The sequence below is a fragment of the Acetobacter thailandicus genome, assembly GCF_011516655.1.
Lineage (GTDB): Bacteria > Pseudomonadota > Alphaproteobacteria > Acetobacterales > Acetobacteraceae > Acetobacter > Acetobacter thailandicus.
This window is the reverse complement of the sequence record NZ_WOSV01000002.1, coordinates 99,167-125,520: the sequence shown is the minus strand read 5'-3', so window position 1 is coordinate 125,520 and position 26,354 is coordinate 99,167. Positions and strand designations below refer to the sequence as shown.

Sequence of the window (26,354 nt, the reverse complement as noted above, 5' to 3'; positions counted from 1 at the left end):
AGCACCATAACCGGGATGAAGCATATACATATGAAACAGGTTCATTATCGCTTTTTATTGTCCCTCCTGATGCTGGCCGGCTGCGGAGCAGCTGGTGATGTGGCATATGCGCAGTCGCCGGTGGCTTCTTCCGTAAGAAGTAGCAGCGCAGGTGATGAGGTGCAGGCTGCTCCGCTGACAGCGGCAGACCGGGCCTGGCTCGCGCGTATAGAAAGCGTGATGAACAGCACCTCAACATTTAAGGCGCATATGCAGCAGGTTGATGGTGAGGGAAAAATATCTTCAGGCACAATATGGGTTAAGCGTCCGGGACAGATGCGCCTGGCGTATGATCCGCCCTCTCCGATTCTGATGGTGGCAAATGACAATAAAATCGTTTTTCGGGATAATCAGCTCGATCAGACCACAGTGATCCCGGTTGAGCGTACTCCCCTTGGGTTATTGCTGGGCAGGCATATCAGTTTCTCTGATGGTGTGACGGTGACAGGTTTCCACGCAGAGGGAGGGCAGATCCAGGTGTCAGTCGTGCGCACCTCTTCTCCGCAGGATGGCAGCCTCACTCTGGTATTTAATGAAAAGCCGGTTTCTTTAAGTTCATGGAGTGTGCTCGATGCACAGGGGCACGAAACCCATGTCACATTATCAGATATGCAGAAAAACCTGCCTGTATCGTCTGATCTCTTCACACTTCCGGCTCAGCCGGAAGAGTAATTTTTATGATAGTTAAGGCACAGCTCTTGTCTGATACACATCTCGTGTACAGGCAGGCAGGTGCAGGATAAGAGGATATGGCAGAGCAGAGCGCATCATCCATGCCGCAGGATTTATTTGGTCAGGCAGCTCCTGAGGCCGGGCCTTCGGTGTCAGCCGGGGTAGAGCGGTCGTCCGGCCGGTCTGCTCCTGCGCAGCCGCTGGCCGATCGCCTGCGCCCAAAAAAGCTGGAAGATGTGGTCGGGCAGGATCATCTGCTGGGAGCTGATGGCTCTCTTCGGGGTATGCTTGAGCGCGGCTCTCTCTCCAGTCTTATTCTGTGGGGTGGTCCAGGTGTTGGTAAAACAACCATCGCGCGTTTGCTGGCGCAGGCAGGTGGTTTCAGGTTTATGCAGCTTTCTGCTGTTTTTTCAGGTGTCGCTGACCTTAAAAAAACATTTGAGCAGGCCCGGCATATAGCTGAGGGCGGGCGGAGCACGCTGCTCTTTGTCGATGAAATACATCGTTTTAACCGTGCTCAGCAGGACGGTTTTCTGCCCGTGGTTGAAGATGGTACTGTTGTGCTGGTTGGGGCAACCACTGAAAACCCTTCATTTGCGCTGAATTCAGCCCTGTTGTCGCGCTGTCAGGTCGTAGTTCTGAATCGCCTTGATGATGCAGCTATGGAGGCTCTGCTGTGTCGTGCTGAGGCAGAAATGCAGAGCGATCTGCCTGCCACGAAAGAGGCCAGGGCGACATTGCGGGCGATGGCTGATGGAGACGGTCGCTATCTGCTCAATATGGCAGAACAGCTTTTTAGTCTGAAAAAACCAGATGTGCCCTTTGATGCGCAGGGGCTGTCAAAGCTGCTGGCGCGCCGTGCTGTGCTCTATGACCGTGACAGAGAGGAGCATTATAATCTCATTTCTGCTCTGCATAAGTCGATGCGTGGCTCTGACCCCGATGCTGCGTTATACTGGTTTGCGCGTATGCTTGAGGGGGGAGAAGACCCGCGCTATATAGCCCGGCGTCTTACGCGTTTTGCTGCTGAGGATGTGGGTATGGCAGACCCTCATGCTCTGCCTCTGGCAATTGCGGCGTGGGAGACGTTTGAACGGCTTGGTTCACCCGAAGGGGAGCTTGCTCTGGCTCAGCTGGTGGTGCACCTGGCAACAGCAGCGAAGTCTAATGCTGTTTATAAAGCGTATAAGGCGGTGCGTCGTGCTGCCCGGGCAACAGGCAGTCTTATGCCGCCTGCGCATATTCTGAATGCGCCAACCCGTCTGATGAAAGATATCGGCTACGGAAAGGGTTATGAGTATGATCATGACACCGAAGAAGGTTTTTCCGGGCAGAATTATTTTCCGGATGGTATGAAGCGCGAGATTTTCTACCGGCCTACAGGTAAGGGGTACGAACGCGAGGTTCGGCACCGGCTTGAAACGTGGGCCTCTTTGCGGGAACGACGTCAGTCGTAAATATCGTCTCATGAGTGTTGTTATTCTTACTGTCAGCGAAGATGAGGCCGATATTCGCCTTGATCGCTATTTTCGTCGTCATTACCCGCATCTGACACAGGGGGCGCTGCAAAAGCTGTGCCGTACCGGGCAGATCAGGGTTGACGGTAAACGTGCCGAGGCATCAACGCGTTTGCAGCCCGGGCAGGCTGTGCGCGTGCCTCCCATTCCGGTCTCGTCGGCTGCACGGCCCGTACGTGATGAGCGCCCGCCGCTTGATGAGCGTCTGGTGCGCGAAATTAAAGGCATGGTGCTGTATCAGGATCAGCAGGTTATTGTGCTCAATAAGCCTGCGGGCCTCGCAGTCCAGGGCGGGCCAGGTATTACAAAGCATGTTGATATGATGCTTGATGGTCTGCGTGAGGGGGATGACCCGCGCCCGCGCCTGGTGCACCGTATTGACCGTGATACATCAGGAATCCTGCTGCTGGCCCGCTCGCCCGGTATTGCCGCAAAACTTGCTGCGGCCTTTCGCGGGCGTGATATTAAAAAAACATACTGGGCTGTTGTTGTCGGGCGGCCAGACCCGCAGGAGGGTGAGATCGACCAGCCTCTGGTCAGGCTGGGTATGGGGCCTAATGCGATTATGGTTGCTGCTGACCGTAAGGATAAAGAAGCGCAGTTTGCCCGCACAGTTTATAAAGTAGTGGATGCCGCAGCCCGTAAGTTCTCATGGCTTGAGATGTCACCGCTGACAGGGCGCACGCATCAGCTGCGCGTGCATTGTGAATCGCTGACCACGCCTATTATGGGTGATCCTAAATATGGGGGTGAAGCAGCACACGTTGATGGTTTTGCTGACCAGCTGCATTTGCATGCGCGTGAGCTGGATATTCCGCATCCTGCCGGTGGGCGTCTCGTGGTGAGTGCGGCTCTGCCTCCTCATATGCAGGAGACATTTCGCAGCCTTGGTTTTGTTGCTGGTTCAACGCCCGGCCCCTCCCGCCGGAGCCGGTAACTCACGCGCTACGGGAGAGCAGAAGAACAGACAGGAGAGAAAAATATGCGGCTGAAAACAAAACTGGGTCTGCTGGCTGGTGCAGCGATTGTCCTTGCCGGAGGCGGATGTGTTATCTCAGCAACGCAGGATGCGGGCTGGCTGCGTACGCGCATTGTCAGTGCTGTTGAGAAAAAAACAGGCCGCCACCTGACTATTGATCAGCTGCATGTCTGGCTGCTGCCATTTCCCTGGGTTGAGGCGCAGGGGGTGCATCTTTCAGATCCTGGAAGTGATGCGCATGATATGTTCAGCGCAGCTTCTGTACGTGTTCGGCTCTCCGTTTTACCGTTGTTTCAGCATCGTGTGGTGTTCAGCAATGTCAGCATCTCGCAGCCGCAGATTATGCTGCACCGTGACGAGGATGGTCAGTCTAACTGGCATTTTAATCCTCAGCAGAACACACCGGAAGAAGCGACACCGGCTGCATCCGGCGGCAGAGTGAACTGGGATATCGTTATTGCAAACCTGGAGCTGACCCAGGGGGACCTGCAATGGCAGGATGAGCTTAAACACCGGTCAGGTGAATTGCCTGTTGAAAAATTTGAGGCTGGTGCTCTCGATACTGATGCGCCATCTTTTCACTTAGATGCGCTGAAGAACAAAGGGAAACTCTCAGTTGATGGCCAGACCGGCCGTCTTTTCCCGCATCCTGCCACACAGATGCCGGTGCAGATAAAAGCCGCTTTTTCAGTTGATGGTCAGCCAGCAGGTCTGGCGCATATTGACGGTACCCTGACGACGGGGGAGCCTGAGCAACGTGAATATGCGCTGCGTTTTGGCGGGTCGCTGGGGCAGCTGCAGGCAGTGCAGGCTTTCTTCCCGCGTGCAGGTTTGCCGCATGCAGAGAATATTTCTGTTAACGGTATGATCGGCGGGAAGGCTGGTATTCCTCAGTTGCAGAATTTCCATATTCATACCGGTACATTTGACCTTCGTCCTTACAAAAAAGATGTGGTGCTGGAGCACCTCACTCTTGATGCGGCCCAGAGCGATTCTCCTGTTGCCCTTGATCTTGCCGGTACAGCGGAGGGCACTTCTCTGGGGCTGAAGGGAACAGTTGGTACGGCTGAGCAGATTATGACCTGGCTTCATGCCCCTGCTGAGAGCAGTATGCCTGTCAGTCTGACACTTACTGATTCTGATGCAGGTGTTCATTTTACAGGCGAACTGGGCGGGCAGCATTCAGCCTTTGATATTCAGGGGCAGCTGAAGCATCTGGCAACGGGGCCGTCTCAGCCTGTTTTTGACGGGCTGAGTGTCAAAGGTCATGTTGAAACGGATGAGACACTTGAGCTGACGAAGGTTCATAGTTTTGCAAATATTGTGCGCAACCTGACAGCACAGCTTGACGTGAGTGCTGCCCGCGTTGCGTGGGCGGGGCAAAGCTGGGAGGCGCTTTCTGCGCATGTCGTTAATAGTAATGGCCGCCTTGTTGCTGACCCCATTCAGGCCAGAGGCAGTGGCGTGCAGCAGTCAGCCCGTTTTGTTTATGATGTCACGCAGGAGATCCCGGCTGCTGAGCTGAGTGCTCACCCTGTTGTACTGCCTTTGCAGGTTGTGGATGCATGGATGGGGGTTCAGTCCTGGTTAAAGGGTGAAGCTTTTGTTGTTGGCACAGTCAGTGCGCGGGGGCGTGATATGTCTGCTTTGCGTCAGACAGCAGCCGGGCATGTCGGAATTTCAGTTGTCGATGGCAAGGTGGGGAGCAAGATCCTGTCTTCTCTGACGATGAATAAAATCCCGATGAAGCAGGAGGTCTCTGTACGTTGCTTTGGTACGCATATGCAGCTTGCTGACGGTGTGGCGACAATTGACCTGCTTGGGTTGCAAAGTCGTTTTCTGTCACTGCATGGTCATGGCACCGTTAACCTGAACACGACAGATCTCGACCTGCATCTTGCGCCCACACTGATGCTGGCCGGGAATTCGGCTGAATCTGATGTGCTTGTCAGCGGCTCATCATACAATCCTGTTATTAAAATGGAGCCAAACAGCAGCGGCCGTTATGGGCTGACGATTGGTAAAAATGACGGAGAGGATGATAGCTGTCCTGCCTTGCTGTCTTCCGCACGGGAAGGTGAAGCTGGGCCGGAACCAGCTCCGCCAGCGAAAGAAAAAGGCGGAAAAGTAATGAACATGCTGCGTGGTCTGGGGCTGTTCCATTGAGTAACAATCAGCAAAATACACAGTCCGGAATGAAAAAACGTTTCTGGAAAGATGTTGATGTTGTGCCTCAGGATAACGGCTGGGTGATCCATCTTGACGGTCGCCCTCTCAGGCTGCCGGGCCGGACATTGCTGCATGTGTCCGCTCAGCCTCTGGCTGAGGCTCTGGCTGCGGAGTGGCGTCAGGCCGGGAAAGGGCCGGGTGAGCTGTTTCACGTTGATGAACTGCCCCTGACCGGCCTGTGTGGCACTATGACTGAGCGTGTGCCTGCTGAGCGTGAGGGGATGACAGAGGCTCTTCTGGCTTACGCGCATAGTGACCTGCTGTGCTACCGTGCAGATAACTGGTCGGAGCTTTCCCGTCTCCAGGAGGAGCAGTGGGGGAGGTGGCTGAGCTGGTGTGCCCGTACTTTTGGTGCCAGCCTTCAGGTAACGGAAGGGATTATGCCGATTACGCAGCCCCCTGAAGCCGTGAAAGCTTTAAGGGATGCTCTGGAGAGCATGACGCCTGCTGAACTTACAGTGCTTGCTGTTGCTGTGCCGGTGCTGGGGAGTCTTGTTCTGGGTCTGGCTGCATTAAAAAGTGACGAGGATGCAGAAGCTCTGGTGAAGTGTGCGATGCTTGATGAGCAAAGTCAGATGGAACGCTGGGGAGCAGATATCGCAATTACTGACCGCATGGCAGCAAAAGTTCGTGATGTTGCTGATGTGCTGAGGTTCAGAAGTCTGTTGTGTCAAAAATGAAGCAAACTTTTAAAAACCTGCCATGAATTTGCCTTTCCGGCTTCTTACATAAGAAATCAGGGCAGAAAATTGCCCTTCTTATCAGGTGACTGGCAAAGGGAGGTTTTTAACGGTGGTTTTTAATAAAAATGAGCGTTTCGTTCGTTTTTCTGCGAAATGCGCCATGGGCGCATGGCTTGCGCTGCCTCTTATTCCTGTTGCCGCTATTGTATATGCTATGGGATAACCTGTTCAGGCTTCATGTTTATATTTGTTCTGCTCTGATAGATATGTAAGTATGTTTTTGTAATCAGACAGAATATTAAAGAAAAGGCTTTGGGTTTCATGACATTCAAAAAAGGTTTTCTGGCAGTTCTTGCTGTTTCCGGTTTTGCTCTGGCTGCGCAGTCTGCCTCTGCTCAGGCATGCCCGCCTCCCATGATGCATCATGGCATGGGCCCTGGCCCGGGTCCTGATTTTTTCATGGGTGCTGATCTGACGAAAAAACAGCATAAGCAGATTGATGCTATTTTCAAAAAAGCACACAACCAGGAGGAAGGTGACCAGAGCCGTGAGGCTGAGCGTGATCTTCATACACAGATCCAGGACCTGCTGAGCCAGCCAGGTAAGCTTGATCGTGATAAAATTGCGTCATTGCAGCAGCAGCTGGCAACAATTCGTGCGCAGCGTGATATGCAGCATCTCGATGTGATGGAGCAGATCCATGATGTGCTGACCCCTGAGCAGCTGACACAAATCAAAGACCGCGAAACGAAAGAGCGCGCTCTGATGGATCAGCTTCACCAGCTGCGTCACCCTGACGTAACAAAATAATATATAGTTTTTCTTGACTTGTTCGGGGGGGTGGCTTAACCCCTCTGTTAAATCACAGGACCACCACTCCGCGAGTGTTCGCGCAGTGGTGGATTTTTGCATGGAGTAACAGGCCATTGTTCGAGGCTCTTTCAGGCAGGCTATCCGGAGTTTTTGACGGACTCGCCAAACGTGGTGCGCTGTCTGAGGCGGACGTTATAGAGGCAATGCGCGAAGTGCGTCTGGCTATGCTGGATGCAGACGTGGCGCTTCCTGTTGTTCGTGACTTTGTTAATAAAGTAAAAGAGCGGGCAGTCGGCGCCGAGGTGCTTGAGAGCATTTCTCCCGGTCAGGCTGTTGCGAAAATCGTTAACGATGCCCTGATTGATGCACTTGGTGGTGCCGGTGCAGTTCCCCTCAACCTGAATGCTGTCCCGCCGGTTCCGGTGCTGATGGTAGGTTTGCAGGGGTCCGGTAAAACTACGACATCAGGTAAAATTGCTCTCTGGCTTAAAAACCGCGAGCGTAAAAAAGTTCTTCTGGCCTCGCTTGATACCCAGCGGCCAGCCGCGCAGCTTCAGCTTGAACAGCTGGCAAAGCAGGCGGCAGTACCGTCATTGTCAATTGTCCCTGGTCAGAGCCCTGTTGATATTGCGCGTCGCGCAATGGAAACAGCACGCCTCGAAGGGTTTGACGTCGTTATTCTTGATACGGCTGGTCGCCTCTCCATCGATGAAGTGCTGATGGATGAAGTGCGTCAGGTGCGCGCGGTGACAAACCCGGCTGAAACATTGCTGGTTGTTGACGCCATGACCGGTCAGGATGCGGTGAATACAGCCAAAGCCTTTAACGAGGCAGTCGGTGTTACCGGTGTGGTCATGACCCGAATGGATGGTGACGCACGCGGTGGTGCAGCACTGTCGATGAAGGCAATTACCGGCGCACCGATTAAACTGACGGGCTCTGGTGAGAAGCTTGATGCTCTGGAAGAGTTCCATCCTGAGCGTGTTGCTGGTCGTATTCTTGGCCTTGGCGATATTGCCGGCCTGGTAGAAAAAGCGGCTGATACCCTCGATCATGAAGAGGGCGAACGCCTGGCCAAAAAAATGATGGCCGGTAAGTTCGATCTTGACGATTATGCCTCGCAAATTCGTCAGATCAGCAAAATGGGTTCCATTTCCGGCATCATGGGCATGCTGCCAGGTATGAACAAAGTTAAAGAAGCAATGGGTGATAAGGAGCTCGATACGAGCATTCTTAATAAACACCTTGCAATTATTTCTTCCATGACCAGAAAAGAGCGCAAAACGCCTGCTATTATCAAGGCGTCACGTAAAAAACGTATTGCTGCCGGGTCAGGGACGACAGTTCAGGATGTCAATAAGCTGCTCAAGCAGTTTGGAATGATGTCCGATATGATGAAGCGTTTTAGCAAGCTGGGCGTGAAAGGTCTTATGCGCCAGGGCTTATCTGCGCTCATGCCGAAAGGAATGGGGAATGGTCCACCTGGTGGTGGCGGTCGCCCCTTTCGCTGATCAGTTTGTTTTTGTCTGAATTTGTATAGATCTGGAGAAGTCTGAATGAGTCTTAAAATTCGCCTTGCTCGCGCTGGTGCAAAAAAACGTCCTTACTACCACATTGTAGTAGCTGACAGCCGTTCACCCCGCGATGGTCGCTTTATCGAGAAAGTTGGCGCTTACAACCCAATGCTGCCATCAGAGCACGCTGACCGCGTACGTCTGATTAACGAGCGCATCACGCACTGGCTGTCACAGGGTGCCCAGCCAACTGACCGTGTTGCCCGTTTCCTGGGTCATGCTGGTCTGGCACCAAAACCAGCTTACGCTGAGCAGCCAAAACAGTCTGCGCCAAAGAAAAAAGCTCAGGCACGCGCTGAAGCTGCTGCTAAAGCTGCAGCAGCAGCCTGAGTCTGAAAACGAGAAAAGCAGATTATGCGTTCAGACCTCATATTAATTGGTGTTATAGGGAAAGCTCATGGTGTGCGCGGCCTTGTGCGTGTGCATAGCTATGCAGATGACCCTGCAACACTGGAGGAGTATGAGGCTCTTCAGGACGAGCAGGGGCGGTCATGGTCTCTGCGCTGGCGTGGTGCTGATGGTGTTGCGGAGCTGCGTGATGCACGCGGCAACCTGATATCTGATCGCACAGCAGCGCAGGCTCTGGTTAATACGCGCCTGTATGTCTCCCGGGATCTTTTGCCCGAGACTGAAGAGGAAGAGTTCTATCATTCAGATCTGATCGGAATGGAGGCCTGGGAAGGTACAGCTTCTCTCGGGCGTATCCTGATGGTTCATGATTACGGTGGTGGTGCCAGCCTGGAGATTGAAGGTGGTCTGATTATCCCTTTCACCCGTGCCTGTGTGCCTGAGGTTGACCTTGCCGCGCGGACAGTTCGTATTGTTCGTCCTGCTGAGGTTTCAGGCGAAGAAGGGCAGGGTGTTTCGGGACGGTCAGCGGAGCAGCAGGTATGACCTGGCAGGCTACGGTTATGACGCTTTTTCCTGAAGCGTTTCCGGGTGTGCTGGGTATCTCTCTTGCAGGTCGTGCGCTTGAGAACAAAACCTGGTCATGCAGCACATATGATTTGCGTCAGTGTGGGCTTGGCCGGCACCGTGCGGTGGATGATACGCCGTTTGGTGGTGGTGCAGGTATGGTTATACGGGCAGATGTTGCTGATGCAGCTTTTTCGGCTGTTGATGCCCCGGCGGATGTTCCCCGGGTTTTTCTGACACCCAGAGGAACACCTCTGCGTCAGAAAGATGTTGTCCGTTATGCCGGTGCTCCGGGTGTTGTTCTGATGTGTGGCCGCTTTGAAGGTGTGGATGAGCGGGTGCTTGAAGCCCACAATGTGGAACAGGTCTCTGTCGGGGATTATGTTCTGTCGGGTGGGGAAGCAGCGGCTCAGGTCTTTCTGGATGCATGTGTGCGTTTGCTGCCTGGTGTGATGGGCAGCGACCAGAGCGGGGTTGAGGAAAGTTTTTCCGACGGTCTGCTGGAGTATCCGCATTATACACGTCCTGCTGAGTGGCAGGGGCGTAAAGTGCCGGATGTTCTGCTTTCTGGTAATCATGCTGCCATTGCTGCCTGGCGGCAGAAAAAGGCTGAAGAGACAACGCGGGAAAGAAGGCCGGACCTGTGGTCTGCCTGGCTGGCTCGCAGAGAAAAAAATGAGACTGCTGCCGGAATGTCCGGCCAGGCAGGCTAAACCGGGGTTTGAGGAAGGATTACGGAATATGAATATTATTCAGCAGTATGAAGCTGCCGAGATTGCACGTCTTACAGCAGCACGCCCTGTGCCAGAATTTGCAGCCGGTGACACGGTTCGCGTTTCTGTGCATGTTGTCGAAGGCGAGCGTAAGCGCGTTCAGGCATTCGAAGGTGTTGTGATTGCACGCTCTAACCGCGGGCTGAACAGCAACTTCACAGTGCGTAAAATTTCTAACGGTGAAGGTGTAGAGCGTATTTTCCCGCTTTATGGACCCATCATTGCAGAAATTAAAGTTGTACGTCGTGGTAAAGTGCGTCGTGCAAAACTGTACTATCTGCGTGGCCGTAGCGGTAAGTCTGCTCGTATTGCAGAACGTCCCCGTGACGTGGTGGCACCTGCTGCTGCCAGCTGAAACAGACTGTAACCAGTCAGTTTCGTTGCATGAGAAAGCCCGGCCGCGTTTTGCAGCCGGGTTTTTTTATGGTCATATTAAAAAACTGACAGACAGCTCACATTCGCTTTTTTATCTCTGCTCTGTCTGTAGCCGGGACATAAAAAGGCACATATAAGAAACGAACGATAAGGCCGGTCAGGGCAGCTCGGGTGCTGCGGAAATAATCAGGCCGGTATACGAAAAGGGGAAGGACCATGGCGCCGCGTACGCTGTTCGACAAAATCTGGGATCATCATGTTGTCGAGACATTGCCCGATGGTACTTCTATTCTTTATATCGACCGCCACCTTGTGCATGAAGTGACCAGCCCTCAGGCATTTGAGGGCTTGCGTCTTGCCGGGCGCCGTTTGCGTCACCCTGAAAAAACGGTCGCTGTGGTTGACCATAACGTGCCTACTTCTGACCGTAGCCAGCCGATTGAAGAAGAAGACAGCCGTAATCAGATCGAAACGCTTGAACGTAATGTTAAAGAGTTCGGTGTTCCTTATTTTCCGCTGCTTTCTTCCAGTCAGGGCATTGTGCATGTTGTTGGCCCCGAGCAGGGCATTTCTCTGCCTGGTATGACTATTGTCTGTGGTGATTCTCACACCTCCACCCATGGTGCTATGGGTTCGCTTGCTTTTGGTATTGGTACGTCAGAAGTTGAGCATGTAATGGCAACGCAGACTATTTTGCAGCGTCCGGCCAGAAATATGCGTGTGACGGTTGAAGGCACACCAGGCAACGGCGTTTCGGCTAAAGATATTATGCTTGCGATTATCGGGCATATCGGCACAGCAGGTGGCACGGGTCACGTTATTGAATTTGCCGGTTCAGCCATCCGTGGTCTTGATATGGCTGGTCGTATGACGATCTGTAATATGTCGATTGAGGCCGGCGCACGTGCAGGCATGGTTGCTCCTGACGATGTGACATTTGAGTATGTCAGAAACCGTCCGTTTGCTCCTAAAGGTGATGATTTCGACAAGGCTGTTGCATACTGGCGCACGCTTGCCTCTGACGAAGGTGCGCATTTTGACAAAGAAATAACGCTGCGCGCTGAGGATATCGCACCGTCCCTGACATGGGGTACCAGCCCTGAAACGGTTGTTTCTATTACCGGCACAGTGCCGGACCCCGAGCAGGAAACAGATGAGGCTGTGAAAGTGCAGCGTCGTCGTATGCTTGAGTATATGGGGCTCGAAGCCGGGCAGACTATAGCTGGTGTGCCTGTCGATGTTGTCTTTATTGGTTCATGTACTAACAGCCGTATTGAAGATTTGCGTGCCGTTGCTCATGTCGCTGCCGGCCGTAAGGTGGCAGAGGGTGTTCGTGCCATGATTGTGCCCGGGTCAGGTCTGGTGAAACAGCAGGCTGAGCAGGAAGGGCTGGATAAAATTTTCCTTGATGCAGGGTTTGAATGGCGTGAGGCTGGCTGCTCAATGTGCCTGGGCATGAACCCTGACCGCCTGACACCGCAGCAGCGTTGTGCTTCAACCTCGAACCGTAATTTTGAAGGACGTCAGGGGCCGGCTGGTCGTACACATCTGCTCTCGCCGGCTATGGCAGCAGCAGCAGCTGTGACCGGATGCCTGACTGATGTGAGGGAGCTGATCTGATGGAAAAATTTACATCCTTATCCGCAGTAGCAGCAGCACTGCCTGAAGCTAATATCGACACCGATAAAATTATTCCTGCCCGCTTTCTTAAAACAACAAAGCGTACCGGGCTTGGTAAGCATGCCTTTGACAGCATGCGCTATCATCCTGATGGTACAGAAAACCCTGACTTTGTTCTCAATCAGCTGCCATGGCGTCATGCAGAAATTCTGATAACGCATGATAACCTTGGCTGCGGCTCTTCACGTGAACATGCGCCCTGGGCCCTGCTTGATTTCGGTATTCGCTGTGTTATTGCGCCATCTTTTGCGGATATCTTTTTCAATAACTGCTTTAAAAATGGCATCTTGCCGATATGCCTGCCGCGTGAGCTGTGCGACGCTCTGATGGAAGATGCCCGTATGGGCAGCAACGCCCGTCTGACTGTTGATTTGCCACGTCAGGTTGTTATTCGCCCGGATGGTAAAGAAATTCCGTTTGAGATCGACCCGTTCCGTAAACACATGCTGATTGAGGGCCTTGATGATATTGGCCAGACTCTTTTGCATGAAAAGCGTATCGACACCTATGAAGAGCAGGTTGCTCACGACCGCCCCTGGGTTCCCACAATTTCTATAGACTGACTTACTGACTGGAGAAGTTCATGACTGCTCAATCACCTAAAAAGCTTCTTGTGCTGCCTGGTGACGGAATTGGCCCCGAAGTGATGCAGGAAGTGCGTCACATCATGACGTGGCTTGAACAGAAGCGCGGTCTTTCTTTCGAGGTGTCAGAAGACCTGGTTGGGGGGGCATCACTTGAGAAATATGGTGTGCCGATCCGTGATGAGGTGATTGAGAAAGCATGGGCCGCTGATGCAGTTCTGTTCGGCTCAGTTGGTGACCCGCGCTGGGCTCATGTCGGGTTTGAAAAGCGGCCTGAACTGGCTATTCTTAAACTGCGTCAGGAGCTGGCTTTATTTGCTAACCTGCGTCCGGCTCAGGTGTTTGACGCGCTGGTTGATGCCAGCACGCTCCGCCCTGAAGTTGTGCAGGGCCTCGACATCATGATTGTACGTGAAAGTGTCGGCGGTATTTATTTTGGCAGCCCGCGCGGTATCGAGACTTTGTCTGATGGCAGTAAAAAAGGCATCAATACAGAAGTTTATACAACATCTGAAATTGAGCGTGTTGCCCGTGTTGCTTTTGATCTGGCACGGAAGCGTCAGGGTCGTGTCTGCTCAGTTGAGAAATGCAACGTGATGGAAAGCGGTCTTTTGTGGAAAGAGGTCGTAACCGAATTGCATGCCCGCGAATATCAGGACGTTGAGCTGTCTCATATGCTGGCTGATAACTGTGCTATGCAGCTGGTCAGAAATCCGCGCCAGTTTGATGTGATTGTCACGGGTAATCTGTTTGGTGATTTGTTGTCAGACCTTGCTTCTATGCTGACAGGCAGCCTGGGGATGTTGCCATCAGCGACACTGGGTGTTGCTGATGAAAGCGGGAAGTTCCCGGCGCTTTATGAGCCTATTCATGGCAGTGCGCCAGATATTGCAGGCAAAGGTATTGCCAACCCGCTTGCACAAATTTTGTCTTTTGCCATGCTGCTGCGTTATTCACTTAACCTTCAGGATGCTGCGCAGGAGATCGAAAACGCAGTCTCCGCTGTTCTGGCCAGTGGCCTGCGTACGGCTGATATCGCTGGTGCCGGGCAGAAAGCTGTGAGTACATCAGAAATGGGTAAAGCTATTATTGAAGTCCTTAATGCTGCGGCCTGATAAAATCTAACGTGTTTGATAAAGCTGGCTTTTGAAAATATTCATTATTTCAGAAGTCAGCTTTTTTATTTAAAATGAATTTTGAAATTTCCGTCCTTGTGACGTTAAACGCAGAGCAGACATAGTTATTGCAATCATTCTGCTGCTGTTACATTCTTCCTTTGCATATAAGGGCTTTATTACCGGTGTAGAGAAAAGGGTGTTCTATGAATTTAAGAGGTTGGTTGCTGGCATCTGCCGTGTCTGTTCTGGCGGTTGCCGCTACTGTGCCATGCAGCGCTGCGACACAGGCTGTAAATAAGCAAAATAACACAGCTTTTCTGAGTGATATTCACGGTGCTAAAGCTCTTGAGTGGGTCAGGGCACAGAATAACAAAACGACCAGTGAGCTTGAAAAAGATAAACGCTATCAGGAGTTTTACGATAAAACACTGAGTGTTTTACAGGCACCAGACAGATTGCCTTCTCCTGATTTTTTTGCTGGTGGTATCTGGAATTTCTGGCAGGATGCGCAGCACCCTCACGGTATATGGCGGGCGGCTACACTTGAGTCTTATTTGTCTTCTGACCCGTCATGGCAGACAAAAATTGATTTTGATGCGCTCTCAAAGCAGGACCATAAAAACTGGGTTTTTCAGGGAACCAGCTGTCTTAACCCGGCAGATGAGAAATGTCTGATTGCGCTGTCAGATGGTGGTGAAGATGCCGTAACGCTGCGCGAGTTTAATACAAAGACAGGTCAGTTTGTTAAAGAGAATGGTTTTGAATTTTCCCGTTCAAAACAGAATGCAACCTGGCTTGATGACAATACTATTCTGCTTGCACGTGACTGGGACGGAAAAGGAACAGACCTGACAGCGTCAGGCTATCCATTTGTGGTTAAAAAGGTTGAGCGGGGGCAGTCTCCGGCACAGGCGCAGGAGGTTTATCGTGGCCAGCCTTCTGATATCAGCGTTGAAACGCTTGCCCTGACAGATGGCCAGGGGCATCGCCTGGTGCTTGTTTCTCGTCGGGTGACTTTCTTTGAAGTGCGTTTTGCTGTGCTTGACGGTAATACGCTGCACTGGCTGAGCATACCAGAAAAGGCTGACGTACAGGGGCTGCTGAATGGTCGTCTGATCTTCTCTGTGAATGAAGACTGGAAGCGCGAAGGTCTTCCAACTATACCTGCCGGCAGTGTGGTCTCTGTTGACCCGGAGAATACCGTTCAGAGCGCCGAAATTGTTTTTACCCCATCAGCCACTCAGGCTGTTGAGGATATCGGTGTTACTAAAAGTGCTGTTCTGATCAGCTTCCTTGATAATGTGCGCGGTCGCGCTGCCCGATTCAAAACTGCCGGCGCCGGTAAACCATGGCAGAGTGAACAGCTTAACCTGCCAGATATGGCTTCGGTGCATGTTGCTGCGACCAGCACGCAGTCAGATGAAGCCTTTGTGAGTGTGGAAAGCTATATTAAGCCACGCGAACTCTGGCTTGTGCAGGGAGAAGAAAAGACACGCCAGGTGAAAGCAGCGCCCGCCCGGTTTAATGCGAGTGACCTTGAAACAGAGCAGTTGTGGGCAACATCGACAGATGGTGTGAAAGTGCCTTATTTCATTGTTCATCGTCGTAACATGCCAATGAATGGCCAAAACCCGACATTAATGACGGCTTATGGTGGTTTCCAGGTTTCTTACACACCTGTTTATGCACCCGAAACGGGCCTGCTATGGCTTGAACGTGGTGGTGTTTATGTCGTTGCCAATATTCGTGGCGGTGGTGAGTTCGGGCCAAAGTGGCACGAGGTGGCACGTAAATCAGGGCGGATGAAAGCCTATGATGATTTTGCGGCCGTTGGTAAAGACCTCATCCACCGGGGCATTACATCAACAGAACATCTTGGTATTCGTGGCCGCTCTAATGGCGGCCTGCTGGCCGGAGCTGAAATGGTGCAGCATCCTGATTTATGGAAAGCTGTGATCATTGGTGTGCCGCTGCTCGATATGGAGCATTTTGAAACCATGTCAGCCGGTGCTTCATGGGTTGGGGAATATGGTTCTATGTCAGTGCCATCGGAAGCAGAATTTTTGCGTAAAATTTCTCCGTTGCAGTCACTGAAAGCTGATGTGACCTATCCGGTTCCCTTTATTTTTACCTCGACCAGTGATGATCGTGTTGGCCCGGTACATGCTCGTCGTTTCGCTGAGAAGCTACAGAGTATGGGTAAAAAGTTTTATTATTATGAAGATATTCAGGGCGGGCACTCGGGTACAGTAAATGCGCCTGAAGTTGCGCAGGAGCGTGCGCTTGAATTTGTTTATCTGTCTCAGTTTCTGATGGATCAGCCGTAAATTTTATTTCCCCCTCTTTCCTCCGTTTCGGAGGGAGAGGGGTTTTACCGCTTATAAAGGCAGTTTCCATGAAAGCTTGACCTTTTGCATGGGAATATCTGTTTTAAGACTGCGTACGCCTTTAATGCGAGCCAGATATTCTGACTGAAAATGCCTGTAAGCCTCAAGACTTTTAACAAGAACACGCAGCAGAAAATCACAGTCTCCCGCCATTAAGTGACATTCAACGACCTCAGGTGAGGCCTGAATGACTTTTACAAAGTGGCTGACAGTATCTTCATCCTGCGCATCAAGCCAGACGCGGACAAACACCGTGGTCGTAAATCCCATTTTTACGGGGTTTAGCAGAGCAACATACTCATCAATTATACCGGCTTCTTCAAGCTGGCGCACACGGCGCAGGCAGGGGGTTGGGGTTAAACCAATTTCCCGGGCCAGCTCGATATTGCTGATACGTCCGTTACGTTGCAGGGCGACTAAAATTCGTCTGTCTATCTCATCGGGAGAGTATGGCATATTATGCTCTTTATAAAAGAATTAAGAGTTTAATATTCTAATTTAAGAAGATTTATAAGTATTTTTTGAAAGCACATTTTACGTCTTTATCGCTACATTCGGCTGCTTTTATTTTATGGTGATGAGTGTGAATACATGTGCTGATGATGCCCCCCCGGGAGCCGCATCTGAGTTCTGGCGGGCTGTGCGTACTTCGTTCCCGGTTGCAATGAGTTTTATTCCCTTTGGGCTGGTGCTTGGCGCGCAGGCTCGTATGCAACATCTGTCATCCTGGCAGGTGCCGGTGATGACGGGTCTTAATTTTGGTGGTGGTTCAGAGTTTGCAGCGATCGGGTTATGGACATCCCCACCGCATATACTGCTTATTGTGAGTGTAACATTTCTGATTAACAGCCGGCATTTGCTTATGGGGGCTGTTTTTGCGCCTTATCTGAACAAATTATCACGGTTTAAGGCCCTGGTTTGTCTATTTTTTATGTGTGATGAAGCCTGGGCACTGAGTCTGTCAGACTGTAAAAAAAGAGGTTTTAGTCTGCCATATTATACTGGTGTGGCTGGCATGCTTTATTTTAACTGGGTGTTATCAACCTTTGCGGGGGCTCTCCTTGGGCCGGTTTTGGGTGATGTTACACGCTACGGGTTTGATATGGCGTTTCCGGCTGTATTTTTTGTATTGCTGAAGGGTATGTGGAAAGGCCTGCTGTTTTCAGGTCTGCCCTGGGTCGTTAGCCTTGCTGTGGCGATAACAGCTTATTTGTATCTTCCAAAAGGCTGGTATGTACCATGTGGTGCACTTGCTGGTTTAACTCTGGCATGGTGGCAGGCACGGGCATGATTATTCTGACAATAATATTCATGGCACTGGCAACATACAGCACGCGTATCGGAGGGTATCTTATTCTGAGCCGTTACCCTGTTTCACGACGTGTGGCGCGTATGATGGAGGTTGCTCCGGGGTGTATTCTTATTTCGGTGCTGGCGCCTGATTTTGCATCAGGGCGAGTGGCTGATCTGCTGGCTCTTGGCGTCACCATGCTGGCAGCCTTAAGGTTCTCCCTGTTTTATACGGTGCTGATCGGTATAGGGTCAGCCTGGCTTCTCAGGGCCTGGGTTCCTGTTTAGTCAGGGGGGGCAGGCACAAAAAAAACCGGGCTTCCTGAGGGAAGGCCCGGCTTTGCGCTGTAATCTGTGCGGAGGCTTAGAAGCCTTCACGCTCCAGACGCTTACGCTCCATCTTGCGTGCACGACGTACAGCTTCGGCAGACTCACGAGCTTTGCGCTCTGATGGCTTTTCGAAGTGACGACGAAGTTTCATTTCGCGGAAAATGCCTTCGCGCTGCATTTTCTTCTTGAGGGCTTTAAGAGCCTGGTCGACATTATTATCGCGGACGAGAACGTGCACTTGGTGACTAACCCCTGTTTCAAAAAACCCGGTTTTTCCGGCTTTAGTGTGTATAAATAAAAGAAGGCAGACGCAGGGCGTCACGCCGATTCCTGATACTGGCAGACCGTATAGCATGGGCTTGTGTAAAAATACAAATCGTTCTTTCTTCTTAATCATATTCATTTAAAAAATATTTTCCGGTGGGAGATCAGAACAGCGTGACCATTCTCAAAATAGCCCGCATGGGCCACCCGGTACTTCTCAGGCGTGCTGATGAGGTCGCTCATCCTGGTGCCTCTGAGTTACAGAAACTGATAGATGATATGACAGAAACTCTGGCTGATGCCGGTGGTGTTGGCCTGGCGGCGCCCCAGGTGCATGTTTCGCAGAGGTTGTTTCTTTATTCGGTGCCTGAAGTACGCAGCGAGGGGGAGGAAGACCCGCCACTGGCCGTGCAGGTAATTATTAACCCGGCTCTTGAGCCTGTTGATGATGAGATGATACCGCGTTTTGAAGGGTGTTTATCTATCCCCGGTATGCGCGGTGAGGTGCCGCGTTATAAACGGGTGCGCTATACAGGCTACGATCGCAACGGTCAGCCTGTTGCAGGCGTGGCATCAGGTTTTCGTGCCCATGTCATGCAGCATGAAATGGATCATCTTGATGGTATCCTGTATCCAATGCGGATGACGGATATGGGCCGGTTTGGTTATGAGGCCGAGATGGTAAAATATGGAGTGCGGACATGAATTTTGTTTCCTCTGCGCAGATCAGGCAGGCTGTTTTACTCGCTGTTGCCGGTATAGCGTCAGCCAGTACCCCTTCTTTGCCTGAGCATGATCCCCTGCGGGATGAGGCATTGCGTAAACTTGCACGGCAGGCCGGAACGCGCGGGTGGAGCCTGTCTGTTTTATCTGACGTGGCCGGAGATGACGCCGATCTTCTTTTTCCCGGTGGGGTAACTGAGATGATCGAAGCCTGGTCTGATTTATGTGACCGGGAAATGCTTGATGCTGCCTTTGATATCCGGGAAGAGCGTCTGAGTCGTCGGGTCAGGCAGTTACTTTTATGTCGTTTGCCGGGCGATGAGAGCCGCAGAAATGCAGCCCGTGCCGCATTACGATCTTTACTGGTTACGCCGGGGGGGATTCAGGTTTTGCGACGTTCTCTCATGCGTACAGTGAATGCAATCTGGCAGGGGGCTGATGATATGTCATCAGGCCTGACATTTGTCACCAAACGCCTGACGTTAAGCCATGTTTATGCCGTATCTTTATTATACTGGCTCTCGCGTGGCGGAAGTGACGCAGATATGGCGGCATTTATTGACCGTCGTCTGGCAGCAGTTCTGAAAACAGGGCAGATAAAGGCGCGTCTGAGTGAGTTTTTTATGAAAAAAGGCGGTAAAACGGCTCGCAGTGCCTCCCCGGCAGAAAATGGGGAGACAGCCTCTGTATGAATGGTTATCGCCCGGTTGATGAAGCAGGCTCGGGTCTTCTGTTTCTCAGGGAGGAGCAGATCAGACATGCTCAGACGATCATGTTCCTGGCAAACCGTGATGCTGCTGAAGCGATTGCTCCTCTTCTTGAAGAATATGACCTGGGGCGTGCGCATTATCGTGTGCTGCAGGTGCTTGCTTTTAGTCCGGGTGTGCCTGTCAGCCGGCTGCGTGATATTCTTGGTGTCACCAAACAAAGTCTTGCCCGTACGCTGACTGAGCTGCATGAGCGGGACTATGTTGATACGACAGCCTCCCGGCGTGACAGACGGCAAAAGCTGTTAACGCTGAGCAAAAAGGGGCAGAGGGTGGAAGCGGAACTTTTTTCAGTTGCCAGAGGCCGGCTTGTCGCGGCTTATCGTGATGCGGGCGGAGCCGCGGTTGAAGGGTTTCGGCGAGTTATGTGGGGTATGCTTTCAGAAAGTAGCCGTAGTTTAATGTCAGATGATGAGATCACACGTAAAAAGGGTGCGGTGAGTGGATAGCCTCTCTGATCTTTCGACCGGGAGAGAGGAAGCCTCTCACATTATCGTGGTTGATGATGATGCACGCCTCAGGCGGCTTTTGCAGCGTTATCTGTCTGAGCATGGGCTGCGTGTCAGCGTTGCGTCAAATGCGGCAGAAACGCGCCAGGCCCTTGAGAGTATTCAGCCTGACGCTATGGTGCTCGACGTCACAATGCCTGGTGAGAGCGGGCTTGAGCTGACGCGCTCTCTTCGTCAGCAGGGTTTGTCCTTTCCGATTATTTTGCTGACAGCACGGGGTGAGCCCGCCGATCGTATTACCGGCCTTGAAGCCGGAGCAGATGACTATATGGGCAAACCTTTTGAGCCCAGGGAGCTGCTGCTGCGTATCAGGGCACATCTGCGCCGTCATCTCCCGCAGAGTGCTTCTGATGAGTTGCGGATTGTACGTCTGGGGGATAAGGATTTTGACCCTGTGCGTGCTTTGTTGTGTGGTCCTGAGGGTAATATTCATCTGACAGGCGGGGAGGGCGCTCTCCTGGCTGTTCTGGCCAGACAGCCAAACAGAGTGTTTTCCCGTGAGGAAATTGCTCAGGCGCTTGAAATGCCAGATATAGGTGAGCGTGCTGTTGATGTGCAGATTACACGTTTGCGGCGTCGTATAGAAAAAGACCCGCGTGAGCCACGCTTTCTCCACACTATTCGTGGGCGGGGGTATGTTCTTAAACCTGGTCTTTCATAGAGTAGCATCTTTCAGAGAGGTTGCGTGACATATAAGCAATGGCTCAGATCTCCCCGGGTTGAAAAAAGCATCAGGCGTATTTTGCCTCGCTCGATGCTGGGGCGCTCTTTGCTTATTGTGCTGATACCCCTTCTGGTGACGCAGGTGATATCGCAGGGTCTGTTTTATGGTAACTTTCTTGGCGTTGCCTCACGCCGTTTGTCAGATTCTGTTGCCTCTGAAATCGTTCTCTCTCTTAAAACTCTGGAAAGGCTGCATTCTCAAAGTGACAAGCAGTGGTTTGTTAATCAGGCACAGGATCAGCTGCATCTGATAGAGATATGGAAGCCAGGATTTCAGCTGACACGCGTTGGTACTAATCATATTATGGGCCCGATGGATGAAAATCTTGCCCATGCTCTTGAGAGCAGCGTTGACCATCCGCTTTTTATTGACTGGCATACGGACCGGCACACAGTATTTGTTTTTATTCAGCTCAGTGATGGTATTTTAGAAGTCCAGGTTCCGCGTAAGCGTCTTGATATGGGGCAGTTATGGCTGTTTGTGTCATGGACAGCAGGTAGCTCGTTTTTGTTGTTTTTGCTGGCCAGCCTGTTTTTGCGTAATCAGGTCAGGGCTATTCGTCGTCTCGCTTATGCAGCTGAACAGTTTGGCCTCGGGCGTGATGTCGGGCCAATCAGGCCATACGGCGCCCAGGAGGTACGAAAAGCCGCTGTTGCGTTTAACCGGATGCAGGACCGGATTTATCGTTTCATTTCACAAAGAACCGGTGTTCTGGCCGGAGTATCGCATGATTTGCGCACGCCACTTACACGTATTCGCCTGTCTCTCGCAATGCTGCCCCGTTCCGGTCAGGTAGATGCTGCCCAGGTCGCTCCGGATATTGATGATATGATCGGTGATGTTGATGAGATGGAGCATATGATTGACAGCTACCTCTCTTTTGCCCGGGGAGAGGGGGCTGAAACACCTCAGCGTACAGAGTTACGGCCCTATCTTGAAGATGTTGTCGCTGCAGCACGTCGGGCTGGTACGCATTTTCAGGGGCTGGAGGTGGAGGAGGGGGTCTTTTTAGTCATACGCCCTGATTCTATACGTCGGGCTTTGATGAATTTGCTCGATAATGCACGTCGGCATGGGGGGGCAGTGACTCTGACAGCTTATGCAACGCCCGCTGGCGCCTGCATTGTGACTGATGATGATGGAGAAGGCATTAACCCGGAGCTTCGTGACACCGTTTTTCGTGCATTTGAAAGTGGAAAAGGTGGCGGTACAGGCCTGGGGCTGACGATATCGCGCGACATAATACGTGCACATGGCGGCGATATGGAGCTCGATACCGCCCCGGGCGGAGGGCTGAGAGTAAGTATTCTCCTGCCCTGGTAAAGAAAACGAAAAAGACTATGATGTCAGAGCGTGTTGCCTGAGCCGAAGTGTCCCGGGCCGGAGTTGCTGTTGCCCAGACCCTGACTCTGACCTGTGGCGCTGCCTGTGCCCATAAGGTTTTGCATGGGGTTGTATCGTCCGACATTCCCCAGAATTTGCTGCAGGATATTAATGCTTGTGCCGGGAGTGGGGGTGACCTGACTGATCATAGACACAGGACGGGCATCTTTGCGGTTAAGAGTACGCAAAGTTTTTAGTTTACCATCGTTGTCAAAGTTCAGAACAACAACCTGCTGTTTATCAATTCCGGGAAAATTTGCCGGACGCAGATAGGTTGTCATAGAGATATAAATCCAGGTGTTATCGTCGAAGGCACCCCGGGTTGTAGGTGACCCCATAAGGTCGATAGCGTCAGCACGGGTGCTGCTGCCTGGTATAAGCTGGTCATAATCATCAGCTTCAACGAGTGAACCACGAGGCACAGGTGTGGGGCTGAAAATAGAGCAGCCGGATACAAGAGACAGAACTGCGATAAGGCTGACAGCCTTACGAAGACGCATCGTGATGAAGGGGCGCTGCGGCAACATGGTTCAGTCTGATATCCTGTGCGTTGTTACAATGGTAATGATATAAATATATCGTGCTGAATTTACTACCATGAAAAAAAGCACCTGTCTCCCTGAACTGACCGGATCACGCAGTCTGACCAGCGATGCGCTGTGAGGCAGCTTTGTCAGAGAGCCGTGTAAAAAATATTCTGATGTCAGGCTGATATGCCGGATGGAATGCAGTAATATAAAATAATCGGGATCTATTTCTGGTTGTGCTGCCTGTTGCTGTAACAGCAGGGGGCTGATCAGGTAAGGAAGCAGGAGATTATTTTGTGACTCCAAAATCTGAATTTTCACGGCATATCGCTGTTAATCGAATCGGTAGTAACGGGCTGAAAATTACAGTTGAAGCAACGGCGGATGAATGCAGGCTTATAGCCAGACGTCTGAACCTGCCTGATGTAACGATGTTGCGCTGCAGGTATAACCTGGTGTCGTCTGACCAGAACAATGTTGTGGCCCAGGGTGCTCTGGCAGCTAAATTTCAGCATGTCTGCGTTGTTACACTTGAACCGTTTGAAGATGTACTGACAGCATCATTTAATATAAAATTTGTTCCGGAAGAATTTTTTACTGAAAGTTCGGCGCTGGAACTGGATGTTGAAGACGAAATTCCCTATACAGGAAATAATATTGACCTCGGTGAGGCTACTATAGAGCAGTTTGCACTTGAACTTCCTGCTTATCCGCATAAGCCGGATAGTGTTCTTCCGGAAGAAATTATACCGGAGGAGGAAGTGCAGGCAGCACCCGTATCAGAGAAGCGTATTAATCCGTTCGCAGCGTTACAGGAATTGCGACAGAAAAAGAAGTGAATATACAGGCGAAAGCCAGCTGAAGCTTGCGAAATGACAAGCTGTCTGCTACAGCGCCCCATCGGTCTGGCTAATGGCCTGCTTTGTGTGCTGCACGGTTAACCCCGTTGCAGGTGTTTAAAAAGAAATATCTGGAGAGAGCCGGGAAATGGCTGTACCTAAAAGAAAAACCTCGCCATCACGTCGTGGTATGCGTCGTAGTCATCAGGCACTGCGTGTTGAAGCTCATGCAGAATGCTCAAACTGTGGCGAACTGAAACGCCCTCATAATATCTGCAGTCATTGTGGCCATTACGATGGTCGTGAAGTTATTGCAGCAGGAAAAGCACTTAAAGTTGCTGTGCGTGCCTGATTTTAGTCAGGTGTTTTTCCCCTTCCTGTTCTGGTGCGAAGAGATGCAGCAAAACATGGCGGGGGTAGATTTCTCGACTATGATAAAGGGACCGGTATGAGCGGACAGGAAAATTCAGGGATTGATTCCCCCGAAGACAGTCAGGTGTACAGTCTGGCTATTGACGGGATGGGGGGAGATAAAGGTCCTGAAGTCGTGGTTGCTGGTCTCAATATCGCTGCCGATCGTCACCGTAATATGCGGATATTGCTGATTGGTGACGAATCTAAGCTGCTTCCTTTACTGGCTGCTAACCCTAAGGCTGCGGCAATCTGTACGATTTTGCATACAGAGCAGTCTGTGCCCATGGATATGAAGCCGACTGCGGCTTTGCGTCTGCGGCAATCTTCTCTCCGTCTGGGGATGGATGTGGTCGCAAATGGTCAGGCTAAAGGGGTGGTCTCCGCTGGTAACAGTGGTGCGATGCTTGCACTGGCAAAAATTGTTGTAAAAACGATGCCTGGTGTTTCCCGTCCGGCAATGGCGGCTGTGAGCCCGACGGTTAAGGGTGACCTTGTCGCGCTTGATTTGGGTGCCAACGTTAGCTGTGACTGGCGTAACCTGGTCGAATTTGCCGTAATGGGCGATATTTTTGCTAAAACAGTTCTCGGTCTTCCCGCGCCGCGTATAGGCCTTCTGAACGTAGGGTCAGAAGATCAGAAGGGCGATGAAAAGCTTCGTATTGCCTCTGAGGTGCTGCGTGAAAGCCCTCTTGCTGATCAGTTCGCTGGTTTTGTTGAGGGGTATGATTTTACATCTGGTAAAGTTGACGTCGTTGTGACCGACGGCTTCAGCGGTAATGTTGCCCTGAAAGCCGGCGAAGGTGTCATGAAAATGGCAACGGCTTTGTTGCGCCAGGTGTTTAACCGCAATCTTATTTCCAGGCTTGGGTATCTTCTGGTAAGGCCCGGTCTTGAGCGTATGAAAGAATGGCTCGATCCGCGTCGTTATAACGGCGCAGTTTTTGTGGGTCTTAACGGCGTTGTCGTTAAATCTCATGGCGGCACAGATGCTGAAGGATTCGCCTGTGCGGTTGATGTCGCGATGGACATGGTTACGCATAATTTTAATGCAAGTATTCGTGAACGCCTGGAGCATATGACGGCTCTTATGGCACAACGACAGTCTCATGAGTCTTAGAAGGCTGTTTATTTTAATTTTAATGACACCTGAATGATAATGAATATAGCCCGGTCGTTGCAGACAATAAAACAGTGCCGGTGAGTAGAAGGCAGAAATGGCAAAACGCGCGCTCCTGGTTGGTTTTGGGGGCTTTCTTCCAGAACGTGTCCTCACTAACGATGAACTGGCTGTAAAATTAAATACTTCAGATGAGTGGATTACCACACGCACTGGTATTAAACGCCGTCACATAGCCGGGCCTGATGATACAGCGGCCAGCATGGCAACCAGCGCTGCTGAGGCTGCACTGGCCTATGCCGGTATGTCAGCTTCAGAGGTTGACGCTGTAATTGTGGCAACGTCAACGCCAGATCAGGCTTTTCCTGCTACTGCGGTCAGGGTTCAGGCTGCATTGGGCATGAAGCAGGGCTTCGCCTTTGATATAGCGGCAGCATGTTCAGGCTTTGTCTACGCTCTTGCTATGGCAAACTCTTTTATCCGCTCAGGTCAGGCACGTAATGTGCTCGTTATTGGCAGCGAAGTGTATTCCCGTATTGTTGACTGGTCCGACCGGACAACCTGTGTGCTGTTTGGTGATGGTGCCGGTGCGGTGCTTGTCTCCGGCACTGACGCGCCTGGCGAGTCAGGTATTCTGTCGACGCATCTTCACTCAGATGGTGCAGAGGGTGACCTTCTTTATGTCGATGGTGCTGTAGGGCGGCCGCATATGAGTGGGCACCTGAAGATGAGCGGACGGGATGTTTTCAGGCATGCTGTTGCTAAGCTCTCCTCTTCTGTTGATGAAGCGCTTGAGAGCGAAGGTCTTTCTTACAGCGATGTTGCATGGTTAGTTCCGCATCAGGCGAATATCCGCATTATCGAGGGTGTTGGTAAAAAATTAGGACTAAATCCTGAACAGGTTGTCGTGACAGTTGACCGGCACGCTAATACTTCTGCTGCGTCGATTCCTCTTGCGTTAAATGAGGCTGTACGTGACGGACGTATTAAAAAGGGTGAACTTGTTCTGATGGAAGCCCTTGGTGGTGGTTTAACGTGGGGCTCTGCTTTGGCGCGTATGTAATTTTCAGATAAAAAGAGAAGCAGATACCACAGAGTAATTGACGTTTCCTGGTAATATGTTAATCTA

The 26,354-nt window shown here is 51.5% G+C and carries 29 protein-coding genes; 26 read left to right on the top strand and 3 right to left on the bottom strand.

Going from position 1 to position 26,354, the window contains the following annotated elements; all coding sequences use genetic code 11:
* The first annotated feature begins 30 nt into the window (after positions 1-30).
* From GOB58_RS03230 to GOB58_RS03160, 15 genes are all read left to right on the top strand, one after another.
* Positions 31-711: a LolA family protein gene (locus GOB58_RS03230; protein WP_233133401.1), complete on the top strand. Its 681-nt coding sequence runs from the start codon at positions 31-33 to the stop codon at positions 709-711.
* 77 nt (positions 712-788) lie between these two features.
* Positions 789-2,168, top strand: a complete 1,380-nt coding sequence (locus GOB58_RS03225; RefSeq protein WP_173559334.1) for a replication-associated recombination protein A — start codon at positions 789-791, stop codon at positions 2,166-2,168.
* A 10-nt stretch (positions 2,169-2,178) separates the two neighbouring features.
* Entirely contained in the window at positions 2,179-3,165 is a 987-nt protein-coding gene (locus GOB58_RS03220) for an RluA family pseudouridine synthase (RefSeq protein WP_086554940.1), read from the top strand.
* A gap of 45 nt (positions 3,166-3,210) precedes the next feature.
* Positions 3,211-5,373, top strand: coding sequence for an AsmA family protein (locus GOB58_RS03215; protein ID WP_173559333.1), 2,163 nt, complete (start codon positions 3,211-3,213; stop codon positions 5,371-5,373).
* Positions 5,374-5,402: 29 nt separating this feature from the next.
* Positions 5,403-6,116: an ATP12 family chaperone protein gene (locus GOB58_RS03210; RefSeq protein WP_086554942.1), complete on the top strand. Its 714-nt coding sequence runs from the start codon at positions 5,403-5,405 to the stop codon at positions 6,114-6,116.
* A gap of 324 nt (positions 6,117-6,440) precedes the next feature.
* A complete protein-coding gene (locus GOB58_RS03205) occupies positions 6,441-6,929 on the top strand; it encodes a Spy/CpxP family protein refolding chaperone (RefSeq protein ID WP_086635541.1) in 489 nt (162 codons plus the stop codon).
* 116 nt (positions 6,930-7,045) lie between these two features.
* Positions 7,046-8,443: a signal recognition particle protein gene (gene ffh / locus GOB58_RS03200; protein WP_086555041.1), complete on the top strand. Its 1,398-nt coding sequence runs from the start codon at positions 7,046-7,048 to the stop codon at positions 8,441-8,443.
* A gap of 45 nt (positions 8,444-8,488) precedes the next feature.
* Positions 8,489-8,836: a 30S ribosomal protein S16 gene (gene rpsP, locus GOB58_RS03195; protein WP_086554944.1), complete on the top strand. Its 348-nt coding sequence runs from the start codon at positions 8,489-8,491 to the stop codon at positions 8,834-8,836.
* A 24-nt stretch (positions 8,837-8,860) separates the two neighbouring features.
* Positions 8,861-9,400: a ribosome maturation factor RimM gene (gene rimM, locus GOB58_RS03190; RefSeq protein ID WP_086635540.1), complete on the top strand. Its 540-nt coding sequence runs from the start codon at positions 8,861-8,863 to the stop codon at positions 9,398-9,400.
* On the top strand, positions 9,397-10,134 hold the full coding sequence (gene trmD, locus GOB58_RS03185) for a tRNA (guanosine(37)-N1)-methyltransferase TrmD (RefSeq protein WP_086554946.1): 738 nt from the start codon (positions 9,397-9,399) through the stop codon (positions 10,132-10,134). Before rimM ends, trmD begins: the two co-directional genes overlap by 4 nt.
* 28 nt (positions 10,135-10,162) lie before the next feature.
* Positions 10,163-10,549, top strand: coding sequence for a 50S ribosomal protein L19 (gene rplS, locus GOB58_RS03180; protein WP_086554947.1), 387 nt, complete (start codon positions 10,163-10,165; stop codon positions 10,547-10,549).
* A 236-nt stretch (positions 10,550-10,785) separates the two neighbouring features.
* A complete protein-coding gene (leuC, locus tag GOB58_RS03175; protein WP_173559332.1) occupies positions 10,786-12,189 on the top strand; it encodes a 3-isopropylmalate dehydratase large subunit in 1,404 nt (467 codons plus the stop codon).
* Positions 12,189-12,812, top strand: a complete 624-nt coding sequence (gene leuD, locus GOB58_RS03170) for a 3-isopropylmalate dehydratase small subunit (RefSeq protein WP_086554950.1) — start codon at positions 12,189-12,191, stop codon at positions 12,810-12,812. Before leuC ends, leuD begins: the two co-directional genes overlap by 1 nt.
* 20 nt (positions 12,813-12,832) lie before the next feature.
* The gene (gene leuB / locus GOB58_RS03165; RefSeq protein ID WP_173559331.1) at positions 12,833-13,948 is read left to right on the top strand and encodes a 3-isopropylmalate dehydrogenase; all 1,116 of its coding nucleotides are present in this window, start codon (positions 12,833-12,835) and stop codon (positions 13,946-13,948) included.
* A gap of 206 nt (positions 13,949-14,154) precedes the next feature.
* A complete protein-coding gene (locus tag GOB58_RS03160; RefSeq protein WP_173559330.1) occupies positions 14,155-16,278 on the top strand; it encodes a prolyl oligopeptidase family serine peptidase in 2,124 nt (707 codons plus the stop codon).
* 51 nt (positions 16,279-16,329) lie between these two features.
* On the opposite strand, the gene GOB58_RS03155 is transcribed toward GOB58_RS03160, so the two are convergent.
* Positions 16,330-16,794 (bottom strand): Lrp/AsnC family transcriptional regulator, encoded by a 465-nt coding sequence (locus GOB58_RS03155; protein ID WP_086635537.1) that lies wholly within the window; start codon positions 16,792-16,794, stop codon positions 16,330-16,332.
* Positions 16,795-16,921: 127 nt separating this feature from the next.
* On the opposite strand from GOB58_RS03155, the gene GOB58_RS03150 reads away from it, so the two are divergent.
* Both GOB58_RS03150 and GOB58_RS03145 read left to right on the top strand, forming a co-directional pair.
* The gene (locus GOB58_RS03150) at positions 16,922-17,629 is read left to right on the top strand and encodes an AzlC family ABC transporter permease (protein ID WP_198911772.1); all 708 of its coding nucleotides are present in this window, start codon (positions 16,922-16,924) and stop codon (positions 17,627-17,629) included.
* Positions 17,626-17,916, top strand: a complete 291-nt coding sequence (locus GOB58_RS03145) for an AzlD family protein (RefSeq protein WP_086554955.1) — start codon at positions 17,626-17,628, stop codon at positions 17,914-17,916. The genes GOB58_RS03150 and GOB58_RS03145 overlap by 4 nt, the downstream gene beginning before the upstream one ends.
* A 76-nt stretch (positions 17,917-17,992) precedes the next feature.
* Here the strand turns inward: GOB58_RS03145 and rpsU are convergent, their stop codons facing one another.
* Positions 17,993-18,196 carry a 30S ribosomal protein S21 gene (gene rpsU, locus GOB58_RS03140; RefSeq protein ID WP_006557524.1) on the bottom strand — a complete coding sequence of 68 codons (204 nt, stop codon included), beginning with the start codon at positions 18,194-18,196 and terminating at the stop codon, positions 17,993-17,995.
* A gap of 200 nt (positions 18,197-18,396) precedes the next feature.
* Between rpsU and def the strand changes: the two genes are divergently transcribed.
* From def to GOB58_RS03115, 5 genes are all read left to right on the top strand, one after another.
* Positions 18,397-18,927 (top strand): peptide deformylase, encoded by a 531-nt coding sequence (def, locus tag GOB58_RS03135; RefSeq protein WP_173559329.1) that lies wholly within the window; start codon positions 18,397-18,399, stop codon positions 18,925-18,927.
* Positions 18,924-19,637: a ubiquinone biosynthesis protein COQ9 gene (locus GOB58_RS03130; RefSeq protein WP_173559328.1), complete on the top strand. Its 714-nt coding sequence runs from the start codon at positions 18,924-18,926 to the stop codon at positions 19,635-19,637. The genes def and GOB58_RS03130 overlap by 4 nt, the downstream gene beginning before the upstream one ends.
* Positions 19,634-20,161 carry a MarR family winged helix-turn-helix transcriptional regulator gene (locus GOB58_RS03125; RefSeq protein WP_086635533.1) on the top strand — a complete coding sequence of 176 codons (528 nt, stop codon included), beginning with the start codon at positions 19,634-19,636 and terminating at the stop codon, positions 20,159-20,161. The genes GOB58_RS03130 and GOB58_RS03125 overlap by 4 nt, the downstream gene beginning before the upstream one ends.
* Complete coding sequence (locus GOB58_RS03120; protein WP_086554959.1) at positions 20,154-20,882, top strand: response regulator; 729 nt, start codon at positions 20,154-20,156, stop codon at positions 20,880-20,882. The genes GOB58_RS03125 and GOB58_RS03120 overlap by 8 nt, the downstream gene beginning before the upstream one ends.
* A 93-nt stretch (positions 20,883-20,975) precedes the next feature.
* A complete protein-coding gene (locus GOB58_RS03115) occupies positions 20,976-22,268 on the top strand; it encodes an ATP-binding protein (RefSeq protein ID WP_086554960.1) in 1,293 nt (430 codons plus the stop codon).
* A gap of 23 nt (positions 22,269-22,291) precedes the next feature.
* Here the strand turns inward: GOB58_RS03115 and GOB58_RS03110 are convergent, their stop codons facing one another.
* Positions 22,292-22,828 (bottom strand): outer membrane protein assembly factor BamE, encoded by a 537-nt coding sequence (locus GOB58_RS03110; RefSeq protein WP_233127711.1) that lies wholly within the window; start codon positions 22,826-22,828, stop codon positions 22,292-22,294.
* Between the two features lie 323 nt (positions 22,829-23,151).
* Here GOB58_RS03110 and GOB58_RS03105 point away from each other — a divergent pair, with 323 nt between their 5' ends.
* The 4 genes from GOB58_RS03105 (at position 23,152) to GOB58_RS03090 (ending at position 26,288) form a co-directional block, all read left to right on the top strand.
* Positions 23,152-23,694, top strand: coding sequence for a YceD family protein (locus tag GOB58_RS03105; protein WP_086554963.1), 543 nt, complete (start codon positions 23,152-23,154; stop codon positions 23,692-23,694).
* Between the two features lie 148 nt (positions 23,695-23,842).
* Positions 23,843-24,046, top strand: a complete 204-nt coding sequence (gene rpmF / locus GOB58_RS03100) for a 50S ribosomal protein L32 (protein WP_025825885.1) — start codon at positions 23,843-23,845, stop codon at positions 24,044-24,046.
* 96 nt (positions 24,047-24,142) lie between these two features.
* Entirely contained in the window at positions 24,143-25,225 is a 1,083-nt protein-coding gene (plsX, locus tag GOB58_RS03095) for a phosphate acyltransferase PlsX (RefSeq protein ID WP_086554964.1), read from the top strand.
* A gap of 97 nt (positions 25,226-25,322) precedes the next feature.
* The gene (locus GOB58_RS03090) at positions 25,323-26,288 is read left to right on the top strand and encodes a beta-ketoacyl-ACP synthase III (RefSeq protein ID WP_086554965.1); all 966 of its coding nucleotides are present in this window, start codon (positions 25,323-25,325) and stop codon (positions 26,286-26,288) included.
* The last annotated feature ends 66 nt before the right edge of the window (positions 26,289-26,354 follow it).

Excerpts from the sequence above, each read along its gene's own strand:
- rplS (WP_086554947.1), top strand. The coding sequence starts at position 10,163 with ATGAATATTATTCAGCAGTATGAAGCTGCCGAGATTGCACGTCTTACA.
- rpmF (WP_025825885.1), top strand. The coding sequence starts at position 23,843 with ATGGCTGTACCTAAAAGAAAAACCTCGCCATCACGTCGTGGTATGCGT.
- GOB58_RS03130 (WP_173559328.1), top strand. The coding sequence starts at position 18,924 with ATGAATTTTGTTTCCTCTGCGCAGATCAGGCAGGCTGTTTTACTCGCT.
- GOB58_RS03155 (WP_086635537.1), bottom strand. The coding sequence starts at position 16,794 with ATGCCATACTCTCCCGATGAGATAGACAGACGAATTTTAGTCGCCCTG.
- leuD (WP_086554950.1), top strand. The coding sequence starts at position 12,189 with ATGGAAAAATTTACATCCTTATCCGCAGTAGCAGCAGCACTGCCTGAA.
- GOB58_RS03160 (WP_173559330.1), top strand. The coding sequence starts at position 14,155 with ATGAATTTAAGAGGTTGGTTGCTGGCATCTGCCGTGTCTGTTCTGGCG.
- leuB (WP_173559331.1), top strand. The coding sequence starts at position 12,833 with ATGACTGCTCAATCACCTAAAAAGCTTCTTGTGCTGCCTGGTGACGGA.
- GOB58_RS03125 (WP_086635533.1), top strand. The coding sequence starts at position 19,634 with ATGAATGGTTATCGCCCGGTTGATGAAGCAGGCTCGGGTCTTCTGTTT.
- GOB58_RS03110 (WP_233127711.1), bottom strand. The coding sequence starts at position 22,828 with ATGCGTCTTCGTAAGGCTGTCAGCCTTATCGCAGTTCTGTCTCTTGTA.
- GOB58_RS03225 (WP_173559334.1), top strand. The coding sequence starts at position 789 with ATGGCAGAGCAGAGCGCATCATCCATGCCGCAGGATTTATTTGGTCAG.
- GOB58_RS03090 (WP_086554965.1), top strand. The coding sequence starts at position 25,323 with ATGGCAAAACGCGCGCTCCTGGTTGGTTTTGGGGGCTTTCTTCCAGAA.
- GOB58_RS03205 (WP_086635541.1), top strand. The coding sequence starts at position 6,441 with ATGACATTCAAAAAAGGTTTTCTGGCAGTTCTTGCTGTTTCCGGTTTT.
- GOB58_RS03145 (WP_086554955.1), top strand. The coding sequence starts at position 17,626 with ATGATTATTCTGACAATAATATTCATGGCACTGGCAACATACAGCACG.
- trmD (WP_086554946.1), top strand. The coding sequence starts at position 9,397 with ATGACCTGGCAGGCTACGGTTATGACGCTTTTTCCTGAAGCGTTTCCG.
- GOB58_RS03215 (WP_173559333.1), top strand. The coding sequence starts at position 3,211 with ATGCGGCTGAAAACAAAACTGGGTCTGCTGGCTGGTGCAGCGATTGTC.
- leuC (WP_173559332.1), top strand. The coding sequence starts at position 10,786 with ATGGCGCCGCGTACGCTGTTCGACAAAATCTGGGATCATCATGTTGTC.
- GOB58_RS03220 (WP_086554940.1), top strand. The coding sequence starts at position 2,179 with ATGAGTGTTGTTATTCTTACTGTCAGCGAAGATGAGGCCGATATTCGC.
- GOB58_RS03210 (WP_086554942.1), top strand. The coding sequence starts at position 5,403 with ATGAAAAAACGTTTCTGGAAAGATGTTGATGTTGTGCCTCAGGATAAC.
- GOB58_RS03230 (WP_233133401.1), top strand. The coding sequence starts at position 31 with ATGAAACAGGTTCATTATCGCTTTTTATTGTCCCTCCTGATGCTGGCC.
- rimM (WP_086635540.1), top strand. The coding sequence starts at position 8,861 with ATGCGTTCAGACCTCATATTAATTGGTGTTATAGGGAAAGCTCATGGT.
- plsX (WP_086554964.1), top strand. The coding sequence starts at position 24,143 with ATGAGCGGACAGGAAAATTCAGGGATTGATTCCCCCGAAGACAGTCAG.
- GOB58_RS03115 (WP_086554960.1), top strand. The coding sequence starts at position 20,976 with ATGCTGGGGCGCTCTTTGCTTATTGTGCTGATACCCCTTCTGGTGACG.
- rpsP (WP_086554944.1), top strand. The coding sequence starts at position 8,489 with ATGAGTCTTAAAATTCGCCTTGCTCGCGCTGGTGCAAAAAAACGTCCT.